At 60.9% G+C, this 16,405-nt stretch carries 10 protein-coding genes and 1 pseudogene; 6 read left to right on the top strand and 5 right to left on the bottom strand.

All coding sequences use genetic code 11. From position 1 onward, the window contains the following. Positions 1-195: 195 nt before the first annotated feature. Complete coding sequence (locus AC0NIE_RS13295; protein WP_473487193.1) at positions 196-1,671, bottom strand: ABC transporter substrate-binding protein; 1,476 nt, start codon at positions 1,669-1,671, stop codon at positions 196-198. A gap of 212 nt (positions 1,672-1,883) precedes the next feature. Here AC0NIE_RS13295 and AC0NIE_RS13290 point away from each other — a divergent pair, with 212 nt between their 5' ends. The 4 genes from AC0NIE_RS13290 (at position 1,884) to AC0NIE_RS13275 (ending at position 6,459) form a co-directional block, all read left to right on the top strand. Beyond that, entirely contained in the window at positions 1,884-2,591 is a 708-nt protein-coding gene (locus AC0NIE_RS13290; RefSeq protein WP_473487194.1) for a GntR family transcriptional regulator, read from the top strand. A 59-nt stretch (positions 2,592-2,650) separates the two neighbouring features. Beyond that, entirely contained in the window at positions 2,651-3,817 is a 1,167-nt protein-coding gene (locus AC0NIE_RS13285) for a mandelate racemase/muconate lactonizing enzyme family protein (RefSeq protein WP_473487195.1), read from the top strand. A gap of 63 nt (positions 3,818-3,880) precedes the next feature. Further along, positions 3,881-5,242 carry a mandelate racemase/muconate lactonizing enzyme family protein gene (locus tag AC0NIE_RS13280; RefSeq protein WP_473489971.1) on the top strand — a complete coding sequence of 454 codons (1,362 nt, stop codon included), beginning with the start codon at positions 3,881-3,883 and terminating at the stop codon, positions 5,240-5,242. A 17-nt stretch (positions 5,243-5,259) separates the two neighbouring features. Next, positions 5,260-6,459: a mandelate racemase/muconate lactonizing enzyme family protein gene (locus AC0NIE_RS13275; RefSeq protein WP_473489972.1), complete on the top strand. Its 1,200-nt coding sequence runs from the start codon at positions 5,260-5,262 to the stop codon at positions 6,457-6,459. Positions 6,460-6,880: 421 nt separating this feature from the next. On the opposite strand, the gene AC0NIE_RS13270 is transcribed toward AC0NIE_RS13275, so the two are convergent. The 4 genes and pseudogenes from AC0NIE_RS13270 to AC0NIE_RS13255 all read right to left on the bottom strand — a co-directional run bounded on the left by AC0NIE_RS13270 (position 6,881) and on the right by AC0NIE_RS13255 (position 13,528). Further along, a complete protein-coding gene (locus tag AC0NIE_RS13270) occupies positions 6,881-7,168 on the bottom strand; it encodes a hypothetical protein (protein ID WP_077375425.1) in 288 nt (95 codons plus the stop codon). A gap of 674 nt (positions 7,169-7,842) precedes the next feature. Continuing rightward, a pseudogene (locus tag AC0NIE_RS13265) lies at positions 7,843-10,926 on the bottom strand (efflux RND transporter permease subunit); the annotation flags it as partial. Beyond that, the gene (locus tag AC0NIE_RS13260; RefSeq protein WP_473489973.1) at positions 10,923-11,996 is read right to left on the bottom strand and encodes an efflux RND transporter periplasmic adaptor subunit; all 1,074 of its coding nucleotides are present in this window, start codon (positions 11,994-11,996) and stop codon (positions 10,923-10,925) included. The pseudogene AC0NIE_RS13265 and the gene AC0NIE_RS13260, both read right to left, overlap by 4 nt. Next, positions 11,996-13,528 carry an efflux transporter outer membrane subunit gene (locus tag AC0NIE_RS13255; RefSeq protein ID WP_474047024.1) on the bottom strand — a complete coding sequence of 511 codons (1,533 nt, stop codon included), beginning with the start codon at positions 13,526-13,528 and terminating at the stop codon, positions 11,996-11,998. Before AC0NIE_RS13255 ends, AC0NIE_RS13260 begins: the two co-directional genes overlap by 1 nt. Before the next feature lie 340 nt (positions 13,529-13,868). On the opposite strand from AC0NIE_RS13255, the gene AC0NIE_RS13250 reads away from it, so the two are divergent. Together AC0NIE_RS13250 and AC0NIE_RS13245 are read left to right on the top strand one after the other, a co-directional pair. Then, positions 13,869-14,624 (top strand): response regulator, encoded by a 756-nt coding sequence (locus AC0NIE_RS13250; protein WP_473488596.1) that lies wholly within the window; start codon positions 13,869-13,871, stop codon positions 14,622-14,624. Continuing rightward, positions 14,621-16,024: a sensor histidine kinase gene (locus tag AC0NIE_RS13245; RefSeq protein WP_473488595.1), complete on the top strand. Its 1,404-nt coding sequence runs from the start codon at positions 14,621-14,623 to the stop codon at positions 16,022-16,024. The genes AC0NIE_RS13250 and AC0NIE_RS13245 overlap by 4 nt, the downstream gene beginning before the upstream one ends. Positions 16,025-16,405 lie beyond the last annotated feature (381 nt).

The following is a 16,405-nucleotide window of genomic DNA, read 5'->3' as shown; positions in this document are numbered from 1 at the left end:
TATGGCGCGCCCTTATTTCTTCTGAACGAACCGGCTGCACTATCGGTGCAGCCGGTCAGGCCTGGACTAAAGCGCGTCGCGTTTGATCGGCCTCACGCGACGCGCTTTAGGTTGCTGTTTTATGCATGTCGTTATCGCAAAACCGCTGCACACCCTCGGGTCCAGGCCCGAGGGCATGCTTTTGCGCGACATGCATCAGAGTCCGCCCATCAGGTCTCTTACCTTCTTGGCCGCGTCGTCCGCTGCCTCGTCGACGGTCATCGCTCCGGTCAGGGCATTCTGCAGCATGTCCGGGACGATGATGTTCATGATCTCGGGAGCCTGCGGCAGTGCTGGGAACGGGATGCCGTATGGCAGCATCGAGGTCGTCACATCGAGGAACTTGATGTTGTCCAGACGTTCCTTCATCCATTTGGTCTTGAAGCCGTTAAGGTTGCCCGGATTCGAGCCGGCATAGGCCATCTTCAGCGACCATTCAGGGCTCGTCCACATGCAGATGATAGCCTTTGCGGCCGGCTCGTCGACCTTGCCGCCCTCGACATATTCGGGCTTCAGGATGTGAATGTTCGAGCCGCCGAAAACGACCGCGCGCTTGCCGTCGGGGCCAGTGGGAATCAGGCCGTAGCGCATGTTGTCGATGACGGTCTGCGCCTTATCCTTGTCGGCGCCGGTCGCCTTCTTCTGCAGGTCGAGCATGACGTCGTAGTCGGACGGATGCGAGATCATCATGCCGAGCTGGCCGGCGAGGAACAGGGGCTGGTTATCGGCCTGCTGGTTGGTGAGTGCCGAAACCGGAACCGACTTGTCGCGAACATACATGTCGTACGAGGCTTGCAGCGCGGCCTTGCTCTGCGGGCTATCGAGCTTGACCTCTTCATAGGTCGGGTTCGCGGTGGCCTCGTCGAAGACGCCGCCGCCATAGGCCCACAGCTGCGGCATGAAGCGGTACGGCGTATTGCCGGCATTCTTGCGAGCCACGAGGCCGTAACCGGCAATGCCGAGCTTGTCGTGGATCTGCTTGGAATACTTGACGACGTCGTCCCAGGTTGCCGGAGCCTTGTCCGGATCGAGGCCCGCACGCTTGAAGATGTCGGCGTTCCAGATGAACGCCATCGTCTCGTTGTTGGTTGGAATGCCGTAGGTCACCCCCTCCCAGGTCACGGCCTTCATGGCGCCGGGCCAGAAGTCCTCGGTGGAATACCCGACATCCTCGGGTTTGAGCGGCTCCAGGTAGCCTTTTGAGGCGAACTCGGTACCACCCAGGATTTGCAGGCGGACCGCCATCGGCGCGGCATTGCCCAGGAGCGCCGTGCGGAACTTGTCAAGAAGGTCGTTATAGGTGAGGGCCTGTTCCTCGAGCTGGATGTTCGGATAGGTTTTGCGGAAGGTCTCGAAGAAATCCTTGTAGTACTGGCGCAAAAGGTCGGGGTCGCCCTCGAACACGCCCTGATACCAGAAAGTCAGTCGCCCCTTGTAGTCGAGCGGGGTGACCTTGGCGCAATCGGCCGCCGTGTCAAAATCCTGTGTGCCCGCAATGGAGCGCACATATTCCGGCGACCATTTGCTGAGGTCGACCGGCGCTCCCAGCGCCGATGTGGACATCAGCGATGCCATCAAAGCAGTGGCGACAGTGCCGCGCAGGACCGCACTGCCGAGCGTAATCCTCGTCATAGGTATCCTCCCTGGTTCTCCATGCCGCCGTGCGCCGAGGCAAAGCGGGCCAGCTCGTTCGACCGCGGGACGCCTTTCTGTTCTATGTATCCCTTCGATCATTTTGTACGTTTTCAGATCGTGGATTGCCTGTCAACGCGCTGAATCGTACATTGTTTGTGAAAACCGTGTGTGATATCGGGCAGGATATGTATTGATCAGGGGAGCCGGCCTTGGCCGAAATAGATGATTTTAAAGCCATGCCACCGGTGGAGACTGACCCCATGGCCTCCAGCGAGGGCGCCTCGCTTTATGAACTGATCAGGGAAGACATCATTGAGGGACGGCTCGCCGCCAACGAACGGCTTGTGGTCACCGATCTCGCCCGGCGTCACGGCACCTCGACCAACCCCGTGCGCGAGGCCCTGCAACTCTTGCGCGGGGAGGGTTTTGTCACCTTTCTCCCCAACCGCGGGGCGCGCGTCCGACCCATAGATCAGGATTTTGTCCGGGACATCTATGAAATCGGTGTTTTGATTGAGCCGGCCCTGACGCGATGGTTTGTGAATATGGCGACCGGCGAGGACATCGCCGAACTCGAACGTCTCGAAGGCCTGATTGAAGAGAACAACTTTGCCGACACCTTGAGGCACAGTGAGCTTGATACCGCTTTCCACACCGTGATGTACCAGCGGCACTATAACCGCCATGCCGCCGAACTTTGGTGGAAGCATCGCGAAGTGCTGCGAGCCGTCAGCCGGCGTTTCAATTTCACGCTTGCGCGGCGTGCCGCGATCATTCGCGAGCACCGCGAACTCATCGCGCACGTAAAAGCGGGAGAAGCCGACAAGGCGGCCGAACTCGTTTCCCGCCATGTCGAGGGTTCCGGCCGGCATATTCTCGAACAGATGCGTGCGCGCAACGCCGCTCGGGCCGGATAGGAACGAAGGTCCAGTCTTGAACATCGTTAGCCCTGACGATTTCAGATAAAGGAATTGAGATGAAAATCACGAGCATTCGGCCGTGGCTGATCAAGTCCGATGCTTCCTATTGGGGAGAGTTCCTGTTCGTCGAAGTGACGACCAACGAGGGGGTGAGTGGCTGGGGAGAGATCACCACCACTACAAGGCTCGCCAACCGCGCTCTCTGCACGATCCTGCGGCAGATCGGTGTGGCCGTGACAGGCGAGGATCCAGCGCGTATCGAGCATCTCTGGCACAAGATTTTTCGCAGCTTCACCTACATGGGCAGCCGCGGCGCCGCCGTCGAATGCGTGAGCGCCATCGATATAGCCCTCTGGGACATCCGCGGCAAAGTCCTCGGTAAGCCGATTTACGAGCTGCTGGGCGGACCAGTACGCGATGAAATCGCTCTCTACACCCATCCCAACCAGGCCAAATTTACCAGCAAGGAGGCTGTGGTCCGCGAAATTCTAGACATCGTCGAGTCCGGACATACTGCGCTCAAGTTCGATCCTTACCCCCACCAGGGGCGCAGCGCCGATGGCCAGCCCCGCGAACAGCGAGACGGCTACCTCGATGGCAGCATGACCCGCAGGGACGAGCGCGAAGCCGCCGAACTCACGGCTCTGATCCGCGAAACGGCGGGGCCCGATGTCGACATCCTCATCGATGCGCATGGCCGCTTCGACGTTCCCACCGCCATTCGCCTCTGTCGTAGCCTCGAGGAAGCCGGCCAGATCGACTGGTTTGAGGAGCCCTGCCCGCCCGAGAGCCTCAGCGCCCTCAAGCAGGTGCGTGAAAAGGTCAGTGCCGCCATCTCGTGGGGCGAGCGCGGCCACACGAAGTGGGATTTCGTGCCGGTACTCGAGAACAGGCTCGCTGACTACATCATGCCGGACGTCACCTGGACCGGCGGCATTACCGAACTCAAGAAGATTTCTGCCCTATGCGAAGCCTACTACGTCCCGGTCTCGCCACATGACGCCGCGGGACCGATCAACGTGGTTGCGGGAGCCCAGGTGATGATGACCGTTCCTAACTTCTACAAGCTCGAAACGTCGGAGTGGAACCTGGGCAAATACGATCACCTCATCGACAGACCACTCGACGTCTCGAACGGCAGCCTCAAGCTGACGTCGAAGCCTGGTCTCGGTATTGAGATGGACCGTGACTACCTGCAGGCCCACGAGATTGAGCTGGGCTAGCAACGCTCTATGCCGGCACATCGTGCGGGCGACAAGCCCCGCCGACCAGAACGAGGATAAGTCATGGCAAAGACGGGTGGCGCCGACGAGGCGCTCAATCGGGTGAACGCGAACTCTAAGCCGTCTCAGCTTCGCATCACCGACATGCGGGTAGCCGAAATCGTCGGCGCGCCGTTCACCTCAACGCTGCTCAAGATTTACACCAACCAGGGCATCGTCGGACTTGGCGAGGTGCGCGACGGCGCCAGCGCCACCTACGCGCTGATGCTGAAGAGCCGGCTGCTTGGCGAGAACCCTTGCAACATCGACCGCCTGTTTCGCCGGATCAAACAGTTCGGCGGACACGGCCGGCAAGGCGGCGGCGTCTCGGCGATCGAAATCGCGTTATGGGATCTCGCCGGCAAGGCCTATGGCGTGCCCATCTACCAGATGCTCGGCGGCCGGTATCGGGAGAATGTGCGCCTCTATTGCGATACCGACGCTACCGTGCCGAGCGGCACCGAGACCGGCAAGCGCCTCAAGCAGCGCATGGCGCTCGGCTTCACCTTCCTCAAGATGGATCTGGGGCTGATGCAGATCGCCGATGTCCCCGGTGCGGTCGTGTCTCCTGCCGGCTCACTTGAAGGGTACCGCGTCCAGCCCGGCCGCGGCCCGGTCAAGACTCTTGAAGAGCGACGCGCCCGCAACGCCGCCTACGATTTGCATAACGTCCCCCACCCGTTTACCGGCCTCCACTTTTCCGACAAGGGCCTCGACTTGCTTGAGCAGTACATTGCCGAGGTTCGCGAAATTATCGGCATGGATATTCCGCTCGCCATCGACCACATCGGCCATATCTCGCTGCAGAACGGTATTCGCCTCGCCAGGCGGATTGAAAAATATGTGCCAGCCTGGCTCGAGGATGTGATCCCATGGCAGTACACCGAGCAGTACCGACAACTGCAGGACGCCACCACGGTGCCGATCTGCACCGGCGAGGACATCTACCTCAAGGAGGGCTTCGAACCTCTGCTCAAGAGCGGCGGCCTCTCCGTTATCCACCCAGACCTGCTCACCAGCGGGGGCATCCTCGAGACCAAGAAGATCGGCGACATGGCGCAGGACCACGGCGTCGCTATGGCGATCCATATGGCAGAAAGTCCAATCGCCGCAATGGCCGCGGCACATGTCGCGACAGCGACCGAAAACTTCATGGCGCTCGAATACCATTCTGCCGATGTCGACTGGTGGGACGATATCGTCACCGGCGTTGCCAAGCCGCTCGTGAAGGACGGCTTTATCACCGTTCCGGACAAGCCGGGCCTGGGGATCGACGACGTCATCGACGAGGTGATCTCGCAGCATCTGCAGCCGGGTGTCACCGGAATCTGGCAGCCCACGGATCACTGGGACAACGAGTATTCCTGGGATCGCACCTGGAGCTGAGGCGAAAAGAACCGAACATGAAGATCACCGATCTCCGCTGTGCCGTCATCGGCAAGCACCCCATCGTTCGCGTCGTCACCGACGAGGGCCTCTATGGCCTGGGCGAGGTCGAGTACACCAAGCCCTACCTGAAGCCCTGGGTCCTGCATTTTCGCGAGGCGCTGATCGGCGAGGACCCGACCGACGTCGAGCGGGTGATGCTGAAGATCCGCCAACGCGGCTCTTTCAAGCCCTATGGCGCGGCGGTAAGCGCTATCGAGCATGCGCTGTGGGACATTGCCGGCAAGGCCGCAGGCGTGCCGGCCTACAAACTGTTCGGCGGCAAGGTGCGCGACAAGGTGCGCGTCTACAACGGCTCGATCCGCCAGAAGCGCACGGGCGACCGGCCGGAGGATTACGCCGCTGACGTCAGATGGATGATGGAGCAGCCGCAGAACTTCTTCATGATCAAGCAAGGAATCTCGTTCCACTCCAACATGAAGGACACCATTGAGGGCTTCCATTACGGCGTGACGCAGAAGAAGGCCGGCTATCACGGTGCCATGGATCAAGGCGTGATCAGCGAGCGCGGTTTCAATCACATGCTCGACTGCGTGATCGCGATGAAGGAAGTGCTGGGCGACAAGGTCAGCCTGGCGCTCGACTGCGGCCCCGGCTGGATGCTGCCCGATGCGATCAAGTTTGCTCGCGCGGTCGAGAAGTACAATTTGATGTGGCTCGAGGACATGCTGACCGGCGACTATGTGCCGTGGGTCAATCCGCAGGCCTATCGGGAGCTGACCACCTCCACCTCGACGCCAATCCATACCGGCGAGCAGATCTACCTGCGCCACAATTTCAAGGAGCTGATCGAAACGCAGGCGGTCCGTATCATCGGTCCGGACCCGGCCGATGTCGGCGGCATCGCCGAGCTGAAATGGGTCGCCGAGCACGCCCATATGCACTCGATCCTGATGGCGCCGCACGGCACGGCGAACGGCCTGCTCGGCCTCGGCGCGTTGATCAATGTCTGCGCCTCCTTGCCCGCCAACTACATCGCCTTCGAATACCCGAGCGCCTCCGACCCCTGGTGGGAGGACCTCGTAATCGGCCTGCCGTCGCAGATCGTGAAGGACAGCATGGTGGACCTGCTGGAAGCGCCGGGGCTGGGCCTCGATATCGACGCCGAAGCAGCCAGGAAGTATCTCGGGGAAGGGGATGCGGGCTTCTTTGACTGAACCATCTTCTTGCCCCGCCCTGCACCACGCCGACCGCTTCACGCAAAATTGGCGACTGGAATGAAATGACCGTTTCGGGCCGGAAGCGGAACGTCCGCTTTCGGGATGATGGGCTAGAAAGCCGACCTTTTCATCCAGGGTGGTGCCGATCGCTTTGCGCCAGAAGCTGGCCTCCGTGATTTCATGTCCAAATATCGCGTTTCAGATCGGATACCTTAGGAACGCCGTTGGCGAGGGTAGCAACGGCATCGACAACGATGGACATAGCGAAGTCGACATCGACACAGGGCGGCTTCGGCCGCCCCTGCCCCACGTTTGATGGCAACGGATGACGTTCAGGGCTCTGTAGCACGGCGGCGACGAGCCCGACACGATGTCGCAGGCGAATCCACGCGACGGGCACCAAGGGCCGTCCCCGACTCTATGTTCCCTTCACGATTCTCGGCTTAATTGGTCGGCGGGATTGAGCCGCACTCTCAAGGGCCAAGGCCAGCCGCTTCTCGTCTTCGATGGCGCGATCGACTGCCTCGATTTCCTCTTGGAGCTCCTTTAGCTTGGCTCCGTAGCTGGAGCCGTCGCTGTCCCCGATCTGAAAGCCGCTTGCCCGCATTGCGTCGCGGGTATGGTGCACGTTACGGACTCCTTCGCGTCGAGTCGCGACCAGGATTTCCCTGAACTCTCCAAGACGTTCAACGTGATTGCGAGTCATTGCGTTCTCCTATGTCGTCGTCATCGTTGCTGACGGCGATTCAGCACGGCTAAAACTTACGGCGCAGAAGGTTTAAGCGACTCTAAGAGATACGCTCGACAAAGCATGAATGCGGAAGCTCAAATTTGACCGTCTTGCAATATAGTGGAGCGCGGCAGGAGGAAATTGGCTTGGGACCCGACCGATCACCGACCAGGTAACTAGACTCTTCGGCCGAGCGCGTCTGCTGCTCGGCGCGCTTGCTCATCGGCGCGCTTGCTGGTCCATCCAGCTGCCGATTCTGGATCGAGAGGGTCCGTTTCTGAGCGCCCAGCGATGCTGGTCTCAATGTCCGATAAGGGCGCATTTCTGACATTTAGACAACGTCACCAATGTACTTTGTCTGAATAATAAGAATGGACCTGATGGTCGGCCGGTCCTTCGTGGCAACCGCCGGTCCCGATCCGCGCCATTTCCGAAGAGGCGGACAGCGCGACGGTTCGCCACCTCGGCTGAAGTGCAGCGAGCCATCGGCTTCAATTCCGGCGTGCTGGTTGTCTGGCAGCAGGAGGCAAACGCCCGTCCGCGGGCGTTGCAGCCCAGTTCGATGCCGCGTCTGGTCCACGGCGGCCGGATCCAAGTGGAGGTGCCTCCCAGGGCCGCTCCCCGCAAAGTGGTGCCCCGAACCGCCCCCCATCTTTAGGTGTGGAAGCCGGCGAGGGCTCAGGCTGTCTTATGCCGACAAGCTGCTTGAGAAGCCTGAGAAAGTCATCGACGACGGTGAAGATGACGGGAATGGCGACGAGGCTGAGGACGGTGGAAGTCATCAGGCCACCGATAACAACAATTGCCATCGGTTGACGGAAACTGGAGTCGCCGCCGCTGAGACTGAGCGCTACGGGAAGCATGCCGCATCCCATCGCGATCGTCGTCATGACGATCGGACGAGCACGCTTGTGACAAGCGTCAATGAGGGCGTCGAACCGCGAGAGACCGGCCCGGCGTGAGATGATCGCGTATTCGACCAGCAGGATCGAATTCTTCGTCACCACACCCATCAACATGAGCAGCCCGATCACCACCGGCATGGAAAAGCTCGTGCCGGTCAGCACCAACGGCAGCAGGGCGCCGCCAAGAGACAGCGGAAGCGCCATAAGGATCGTCACCGGCTGGAAGAAATCATGGAAGAGCAGGACCAGCACGGCATAGATGCAGAAAACGCCGATTGCCATGGCGATGGCGAAACTGCCGAAGAGCTCGGAGCTGCGCTCCAATTCCCCCTGTTCGACGAGTTTCACCCCGTCTGGAAGGCGCTGAAGGGCGGGCAGTGCCTGCGCTTCGCGATAGACGTCGCCGAGGATGCGCCCGTTGAGTTCGACCGACAGCGTGACATTTCGCGAGCGGTCGATGCGGCTGATCTCCGACGGGCCGCCGCCGATGCTGATCTCGGCGACCGAGCCGAGATCGACGCTGCCCCTGGCGCCAGCAATGCGAAGATTGGCAATGTCATCAAACGTCGTACGGTTGCTGGGATCAAACCGGACGCGGATAGGAAGCTGGCGCTGCGGCAGGTTGAGCTTTGCTAGCGAGGAGGAATAATCGCCGTTGGTGGCCACGCGAACCGCTTCGGAAATCGCTTCCGCCGTGATGCCGAGAGCGGCCGCGCGGTCGAGGTTCGGGACGATCTGGATTTCAGGGGCCTGCAGGGAGGCACTGGAGGTAACCGCGCCGATCCCCCGCAGCGTGCGAAGTTGCTCTTCGAGCGCGCCGGCTGCCTGGCCGAGCGCATTGGAATCGTCGCTGGCCAGCGTGATTTCCAGTGTCGTGCCGTTGCCGCCCGTACCCACAGCGATCCTGGCGCCAGGAAGAATGGCGAGTGCCTGCCGGATATCATTCTCGATCTCGGTCTGCTTGCGGGTGCGTTCGCCGATCTTCTTCAGGTCGACGACGAGCGAGGCGGCCGCCGTATCGACGGTCGTCGAGGAATCGATCAGGTCACCTGAAGAGGCGCTTCCGACGGAGGAGAACACATGCGTCACGTCCGGCAGTCGGGAAACAATCTCTGCGGCTCGCCGCGTGATCGCGTCCGTCTGCTCAATAGTGCTGCCGGGTTGCAGCGTCAGAGTGACTTGTGTCTGCGCATCGTCCGACGCGGGTAGGAAACCGGAACTGAGGAACGGGATCGTCGAAATCGACAGGCCGAGGAACAGGCAGACGCCAAGGACCGTCAGTTTGCGATGGTGCAGGCAGGTTTTAACAATGGCTAGGTAGGCGCGCATGATCCGGCCGTCCTTTGCCTCGACAGGATGCGCCTTCATCATGTAAGCGGCCATCATCGGCGTCAGCAGGCGCGCGACGACCAGGGAGGCGAGAACCGCCACGGCCGCCGTCACACCGAACTGGCGGAAGACAAGGCCGGGAATACCGCCCATGAAGGCAGTCGGCAGGAAGACGGCAACGAGCGTGAAGGTCGTGGCGATGACGGCAAGGCCGATTTCGTCTGCGGCTTCGAGCGCGGCCTCCTTCGGCGGTTTCCCCATTTGCAGGTGGCGCGCGATGTTCTCGATCTCCACGATCGCATCGTCGATGAGGATGCCGACCACAAGCGAGAGCGCGAGCAGCGTCACCGTGTTGAGGCTGAAATCCGCCATGTATATCACAAGGAAGGTCGGGATGACCGATAGGGGCAGCGCCACCGCCGAAAGGAAGGTTGCCCTCCAGTCGCGCAGGAAGAGCCAGACCACGACGATTGCGAGGATCGCGCCCTCGTAGAGCATGTGCATGGAGCCGTCATAGTTTTCGATAATCGGCCCGATCGTGCTGTACGCCTCGACAATCTCGACATCAGGATTGGCGGCGGCGAAGTTCTGCATGGCCACCTGGATAGCCGTCGCGACGCCCGTATCCGAAAAGCCGTTGGAGCGTTTGACTTGCAATGCGATTACCGGCTTGCCGTCGAGATAGGCGATGGACGACCGGTCGGCGAAGTTGTCCGTAACCGTGCTGATCTCGTCCAGACGCACCAGAGCTCCGCTCGGAAGCGGGATTGCGAGCGCCCTCAACGCCTCGATCGACGAAACCGCGCCAAGCGTGCGGATCACCTGCTTGCTGCCGCCGATTTCGGCCCGGCCGCCCGAAGCGTCCGACTGCACGGATTTGAGCCGCGCGGAAACGGTTGCAGCGCTAAGGCCGAGCGAACTCATCAGCTGGGGATTGAGATCGATATGCACCTCACGATCGATGCCGCCGATGCGGCTGACCTGGCCGACGCCGGGCACGGCAAGCAAGGTCTTCGTCATGTCGTTGTCGACGAACCACGAGAGTTCCGTCTCGTTGAGGCGGATGGAGCGCACGGCGTAGGTAAGGATTGGTGATCCCTGCACCGTCGTTTTCGTCACGCTTGGTGTCTGCATCTGGGCGGGCAGGTCACCGCTCATACTGTCGACGGCATTGCGCACTTCGTTCAGCGCTGCCTCGCCGTCCTTCTCCAGCTGAAATGAGACATTGATGCTGACCGCGCCGTCCGTGATCGTGGTTGTGACGTGCTCTAGGAGGTTCAGGGAGGCGAGCTTGTCCTCGATCTTGCGCGCGACTTCGGTTTCGAGTTGGGCCGGCGCTGCACCTTCGAGCGCGGCGTTGATTTGGACAGTCGGCAGCACCATGTCGGGGAAGTTCTGAACCGCCAAGCGATCGAAGGCGAGCAGGCCGCCGACGGTGAGCAGGATGAACAGCAGGATTGCGGGAACCGGATTGCGGATCGACCAGGCGGAAAAATTCATGGTGCTTCCTCCTCTACCCGGACAGGCGCCTTATCCGAAAGGAAGGCGCCGCCCGTCGTCACCACGTCGGCCCAGGGATCAAGGCCCGAGAGGATTTCCACTTCGCTGGCATTGCGGCGGCCGGTTTCAACACGGACGCGTGACGCACGCATGTCTGCATCCACGGTGAAGACGTAAGCGATGCCGTCACGCACCACGAGCGCCGTCTCGGGCACGGTGAATGCCTTCGTGGTCGCAAGCTCGATCTGGCCGGTGACGTAAAGGCCAATGGGTGGGTGCGCTTCCGCCGGCAGCGCCACGTAGGCGAGCACCCTTCCGGTATCGGTGCTGACCGTCGGCCCGACGAGCCGCACGGTCCCGTTGACGCGCCGCCCCTCCGGACCGACGATCGTGGCGGTCAGGCCTTCCTTGATGTGAGGCAAATAACGTGCAGACACTTCCGCCTGCCACTCGACGCGCTGCTGGCGCACGAGACGGAACAGCTCCGTGCCGGAGGAAACGACAGCGCCGAGTTGGACCGAACGGGCAGTGATCAGCCCGTCGTCCGGGGCCAGAATGGTCGCCTGAGCAAGCTTGATCTTCTGGCTTTCCAACGACGCTTCGGCGGATTCGACACCCGCGATCGCAGTCTGCTCGGCGATCAGGTATTCGGTGATCTTCTCCTCAGAAAGCGCACCGCTTCCCTGCACCTTGCGTGCTCGGCCCGCACTCGTCCTGGCTTTTGCGAGGTCCGCCTTGGCGCTTGCCAGCACAGCCTCTTCCTTGCGCAGTTCCGCGCGCACCGTTTCGTCGGCCAGCCGAACCAGGGGCTGATCCTTTGAGACAACCGACCCGACATCGGCAAGGACATCGGTCACACGCAGGCCGCCGATTTCCGCGGCGATGACGGCCTCGTGCCAGGGCTTCAGCCAGCCGCTGGCGGGTATCGTTTCAGGCCACTGGCGTTCCGCGGGCTTTGCCACTGCGACGGTAAGCGCTGCCGCCTCGTTCTGTTGCGCGAGCGCGGGCTCTGCGGCGAAAACAAGGATCCCGCTCAGGAAAGCGGCGAGGAGAAGAGGTGAAGATCGCATCAGAGCAGGTTTTCTTTCGATTTTTGCGGCAGGTCCTTGGATGAGGAGGCGCTCGCATCCCAGCCGCCGCCGAGCGCCTTGTAGAGGGCGATCCAATAGCGCACGGAGTCACGACGGATTTCGATGAGCGAGACCTCCGCCGACTGCGCCGAACGCCGGGCGTCCTCGCGGTCGAGCAGGCTTGCGCCACCGGCCTTCCAGTTCGAATCCACGGCTTTGAAGTAGGCGCGGTAGTTGCGCGCCGCGACACTGGCGTCGCCGATCTGCCGTCGCGTACTGTCGATCCGCACGAGTGCGCTCTCGACTTCGGCGACCGCGTCCAGCACACCTGATTTGTAGGCGGCCACCGCCACCTTGTATGCGGCTGCCGCGCTGCCCACTGCCGCCCGGCGCGAGCCACCGTCAAAGAGCGGGATCGAGATGGCCGGGCCGAAGGACCAGGGCAGAGAGGTTCCCATCAGCGATGAACTGTCGATCGTGACCGAGCCGCCGAGGCTGAGGCTCGGATAGAGATCGGCTTTTGCCGCGCCGATCTCGGCGAGCGATGCAGCGACCTCGAGCTCAAGGGCGTCGATGTCGGGGCGCTGCCGTAAGGCGTCGGCAGGCACGGCGGATAGCTTGAGGGTCCTCGGCGTGGGTAACCCGTGCTTGCCCATCGCCAGAATATCGCGGACGTGAGGCTCGTCACCGCCGATAAGGCGGACGAGAGATTTGACGAGAACCTCGCACTCGGCACGCTGGGCGGTCCGTGTCGAGGCCGAGGTAGCAGCACTCGCCCGCCCTAGCGCAAGGTCGGCGCTCGACGTAAGGCCGGAGGTTGCGGCCATTTCCATTGCCCGGATCGTCTCGCGCTGCGAGGCGAGTTCGGTGGTATAAACTTGCTCCAGCTGCCGGCAGGCACGGTACTGCATATAGTAGTCCGCCACCTCCGCCGCGAGTGAGACGCGCGCATCGTGCCAATCGGCGGTGCGCTCGTGGACCCGCAGCCGCGCAGCCTCGCTCCTCTGCCGCGTCTTGCCGAACAGATCGATTTCCCAAGAAGCGTCGAGGCTGCCGCTCACCGTCGTAGCGGCAGCAACTTGGTTGGCTTTGTTGCCGCCCGTGCCGGAGCGGGCGAGCGATCCCGAGCCGCCAAGCCCCGGAAAAAGGCTCGCCTGCGTAGATGCCAGCGTGGCGCGCCCCCTCTCGATCTCTGCAGCGGCGGACTCGAGACTGGGGCTTTCCGCCTGCGCAGATGCAATGAGGGCCGTCAGCGATGGATCGGAAAACGTGGACCACCAGGACACGAGATCGCCGGTCCGGCCGCCATGCGGAAAGGTCGCGTGCCAGGCATTCGCGATCTTCAAATCAGGTTCCTGAACGCTGGCGACGGTCGTGCAGCCTGACACGATCAGGCACGCTCCAAGACCGCCCATACCGACAATCCTGCGATAGGCCGCCTTCATCGCGGCCTTCGATTGGCAGGCATTACGGCCCGGCGCGAAACAGCCAGCAAGAAAGGCCATCATGGTGATGGCCACTAGTCGATGCATGTCTACCGCCTTGTTCCGGGGCCGCCACCCAGCGGAAACATCTAGGTCTCCACCGGCAGCACCGCGTATGGCGATCGTTCTTCGCAATCGCTCCTGGGCGGCATTAATCCCGATTTGTCATTGCGGTGGGTTATGTATTGTTAAGAGTTGCTAAGGCGCAGCGGCCTAGCGCCCGCCGGAAGCGCTGGTCCACGCCGCGCGGATGGGATCGCTGCCGCAGACGCGGCGACTGTTGGGCCGGGAGGAGGCCTGCCGGGGACCACAGCAACAAAATTAAACACAATTGTTGCTGACAGCCATGATGAGCAGCGTGTTATTCCGAAGGGGAAAGGGCAACAAAATGGCCAAGCCTATGGAAAACGTCGGATATGATGTCATCACTCCAGCTTCAGCCCGAATTCTCGTCGTCGAGGATGACCGGGATATAGCGACTATGCTGATCGAACTGATGAAAGAGGCGGGCTACGTCGCCGAGACAGTCGGATCGGCCATGGAAATGGACCGCGTTCTCAAAAAGAAAGAGTTCAGCCTTATTGTATTGGACGGAATGCTGCCGGGTGAGGACGGTTTTAGCATTTGCAGAAGGATCAGGGCATCCGATACTACACCCATCCTCATGCTTACCGCGCTGACGAAAGAGGTGGACAGAGTCGTCGGACTGGAACTGGGGGCCGACGACTATGTCACAAAACCGTTTAGTTCAAGGGAACTTTTGGCGAGAATAAAGGCGCTGCTGCGGCGATCGTCGTATTCAAGCCAACTCAAGCAAAGCCAGGACCCGATGACGTTCGCGGGCTGGCGAATAGATCCTGTCACTCGCGAATTGACTGACATTGACGGTGTCCATGTGCCGCTCACGACGGCGGAATTTGATGTGCTGCTTGTGTTCTGCGAGAATCCTCGACAGGTGATGAACCGGCAAGACATACTTGCCCGCACCCACGCTGGCGCTGCCGGACCTGTCGAGCGCAGCATTGATGTGCATGTGAGCCGTATCCGGCAAAAGATAGAGCCGAACTATAAGGAGCCCACTTTCATTAAGACAGTGCGGCTGGGCGGTTACATCTTCACTCCGGAGGTCGCGGTAGCCATATGATCGGTCGGTTCAGACGGGCGCCCATTCGACTCCAGTTCGTCGTGCTCGCTGCGATCCCTATTCCGGCAGTGCTTCTTAGCGTTATCGCGCTCTTGCCGGAGCCGTACATCTTCCAGGCTAAGCAAGTGATTGCGGTCAGAACCACACAGATCGAATTGATCGTAGAGCAACTCAGAAACAGCGCGGACGATGCCGACGCCGAGAAGCTGCTGCGAGCGAGCGCTCCCATCGGTCTGGAGATGAGGATTTTGCCGTGGCGTGATCTTAACGTCGGAAGCAGCCACCAAGGGGATATGCAATTTATCGCCGATGAGCTTCGCGACGTGCTGCCCACTGATTTTGAGGCCGCTGTTCTTCCGCAGGATGCGGAACACAATGCCCTGGCGGTGCGTGTCGACGCCAAGCGTGGCCTCCTGGTACGGTTCTCTGACGCTGATACCTATCCAGCCGTCTTCGGCACGGTTGTCGAACTCATTGCCAAGATCCTGATGTTGATCCTCCCGATGCTTCTGCTGGTGCTTTACATAGGTGGCGTGATCACGTCGCCTCTTGTCCGTTTTGCCGAAGCGGCAAAGAGCTTGCGGCTCGACGGCAGCGAGGAGCAGCTATTCACTGTCGCAGGCGCCAAGGAGCTTCGCACCCTCGCAACGGCGCTCAACGATATGCGGCGTAGAATACGTAAGATGGTTGATGACCGCACGCGGATGCTGACCGCCGTAAGCCACGACCTGAGAACACCACTAACGCGTCTAAGAATGCGCGTGGAGCGATCAAAGGAGACCCCGTCGAAACAATTGATGCTTGACGATATCGCCACATTGACCGCGATGATCGAGGAAAGCCTTCAATATCTGAGCAGCACGGCGCGCGACGAGCCGCTTCGAAAGGTTGATATTGCAGCCCTGATGAAGACAATCGTTGCCGGGTTCTCCGATGTTGGACACACGGTGATTTACGTCGGGCCCGAGAGATTCGGATATTCATGCAAGCAGAAAGGGCTGACGCGGGCAGTCACCAACATCGTGGAAAATGCCGTCAGGTTCGGTAAGATCGTGCACGTCCAATTGTCCAATTTCCCGCCAAGCAAAGTGTCCATTGTTGTGCAGGACGATGGCCCCGGCCTTGCAGAGGGTCTCCACGAGAAGGCTCTTGAGCCTTTTTTCAAGGCAGATCAGGCCCGGTCCTCGACTATCAACAGCGGTTTTGGACTGGGTCTTTCGATCGCAGATGAGATCGCAAAGAGCCATGGTGGCTCGCTGTCGCTCGAGAACATATCCCCGCATGGGTTACGAGCGACGATATCGTTGCCGCCGGCACGGGTTGTTCCGCTCAAAAACAGCAAGACTGACGATATGCAACGACAGGCTTCAACGCGGCAGGCGCTCGCCAAAGGCAGATAGTCGACTATATAGCACGACGCGGGCCGTGACGTTTGGGACCGTCGTTCAACGCCTTGGCGCGGTGAGGGGGAGCGCCTCCTGGGGGCCGCAAGGGCTCATCCTTCCCATGAAGTCGGTGCGACCGCGCCGCATCCTGAAGCAGTTTCCTCATCTCTCTCAAAGAGACGCGGTCCGCGCGCATCATCTGTCTGATGAGTGGGTCTTTGAGGATGTCATCACGCTTTAGATCATCATGGGCCATAAAGGGTCTCCGTCTCTATCGTGTTAGGACGTAGCCGCGGCCGAGACCCTGGCGATGTCAAAAGCGGGACAAAACCAAGGCGGTTGGTGAAGTTTTGTTGCCGGCCACCGTGGCGGCTTTCGCTCCGGTCAGCAGGCCCA

It is taken from the genome of Mesorhizobium sp. WSM4842, assembly GCF_055901575.1.
The sequence above is the reverse complement of the archived record's forward strand: the minus strand, read 5'-3'. Positions and strand labels throughout refer to the sequence as shown.

Coding starts and splice junctions, on each gene's coding strand:
- AC0NIE_RS13245 (WP_473488595.1), top strand. CDS start 14,621: ATGATCGGTCGGTTCAGACGGGCGCCCATTCGACTCCAGTTCGTCGTG.
- AC0NIE_RS13285 (WP_473487195.1), top strand. CDS start 2,651: ATGAAAATCACGAGCATTCGGCCGTGGCTGATCAAGTCCGATGCTTCC.
- AC0NIE_RS13275 (WP_473489972.1), top strand. CDS start 5,260: ATGAAGATCACCGATCTCCGCTGTGCCGTCATCGGCAAGCACCCCATC.
- AC0NIE_RS13255 (WP_474047024.1), bottom strand. CDS start 13,528: ATGCATCGACTAGTGGCCATCACCATGATGGCCTTTCTTGCTGGCTGT.
- AC0NIE_RS13270 (WP_077375425.1), bottom strand. CDS start 7,168: ATGACTCGCAATCACGTTGAACGTCTTGGAGAGTTCAGGGAAATCCTG.
- AC0NIE_RS13280 (WP_473489971.1), top strand. CDS start 3,881: ATGGCAAAGACGGGTGGCGCCGACGAGGCGCTCAATCGGGTGAACGCG.
- AC0NIE_RS13295 (WP_473487193.1), bottom strand. CDS start 1,671: ATGACGAGGATTACGCTCGGCAGTGCGGTCCTGCGCGGCACTGTCGCC.
- AC0NIE_RS13260 (WP_473489973.1), bottom strand. CDS start 11,996: ATGCGATCTTCACCTCTTCTCCTCGCCGCTTTCCTGAGCGGGATCCTT.
- AC0NIE_RS13250 (WP_473488596.1), top strand. CDS start 13,869: ATGGCCAAGCCTATGGAAAACGTCGGATATGATGTCATCACTCCAGCT.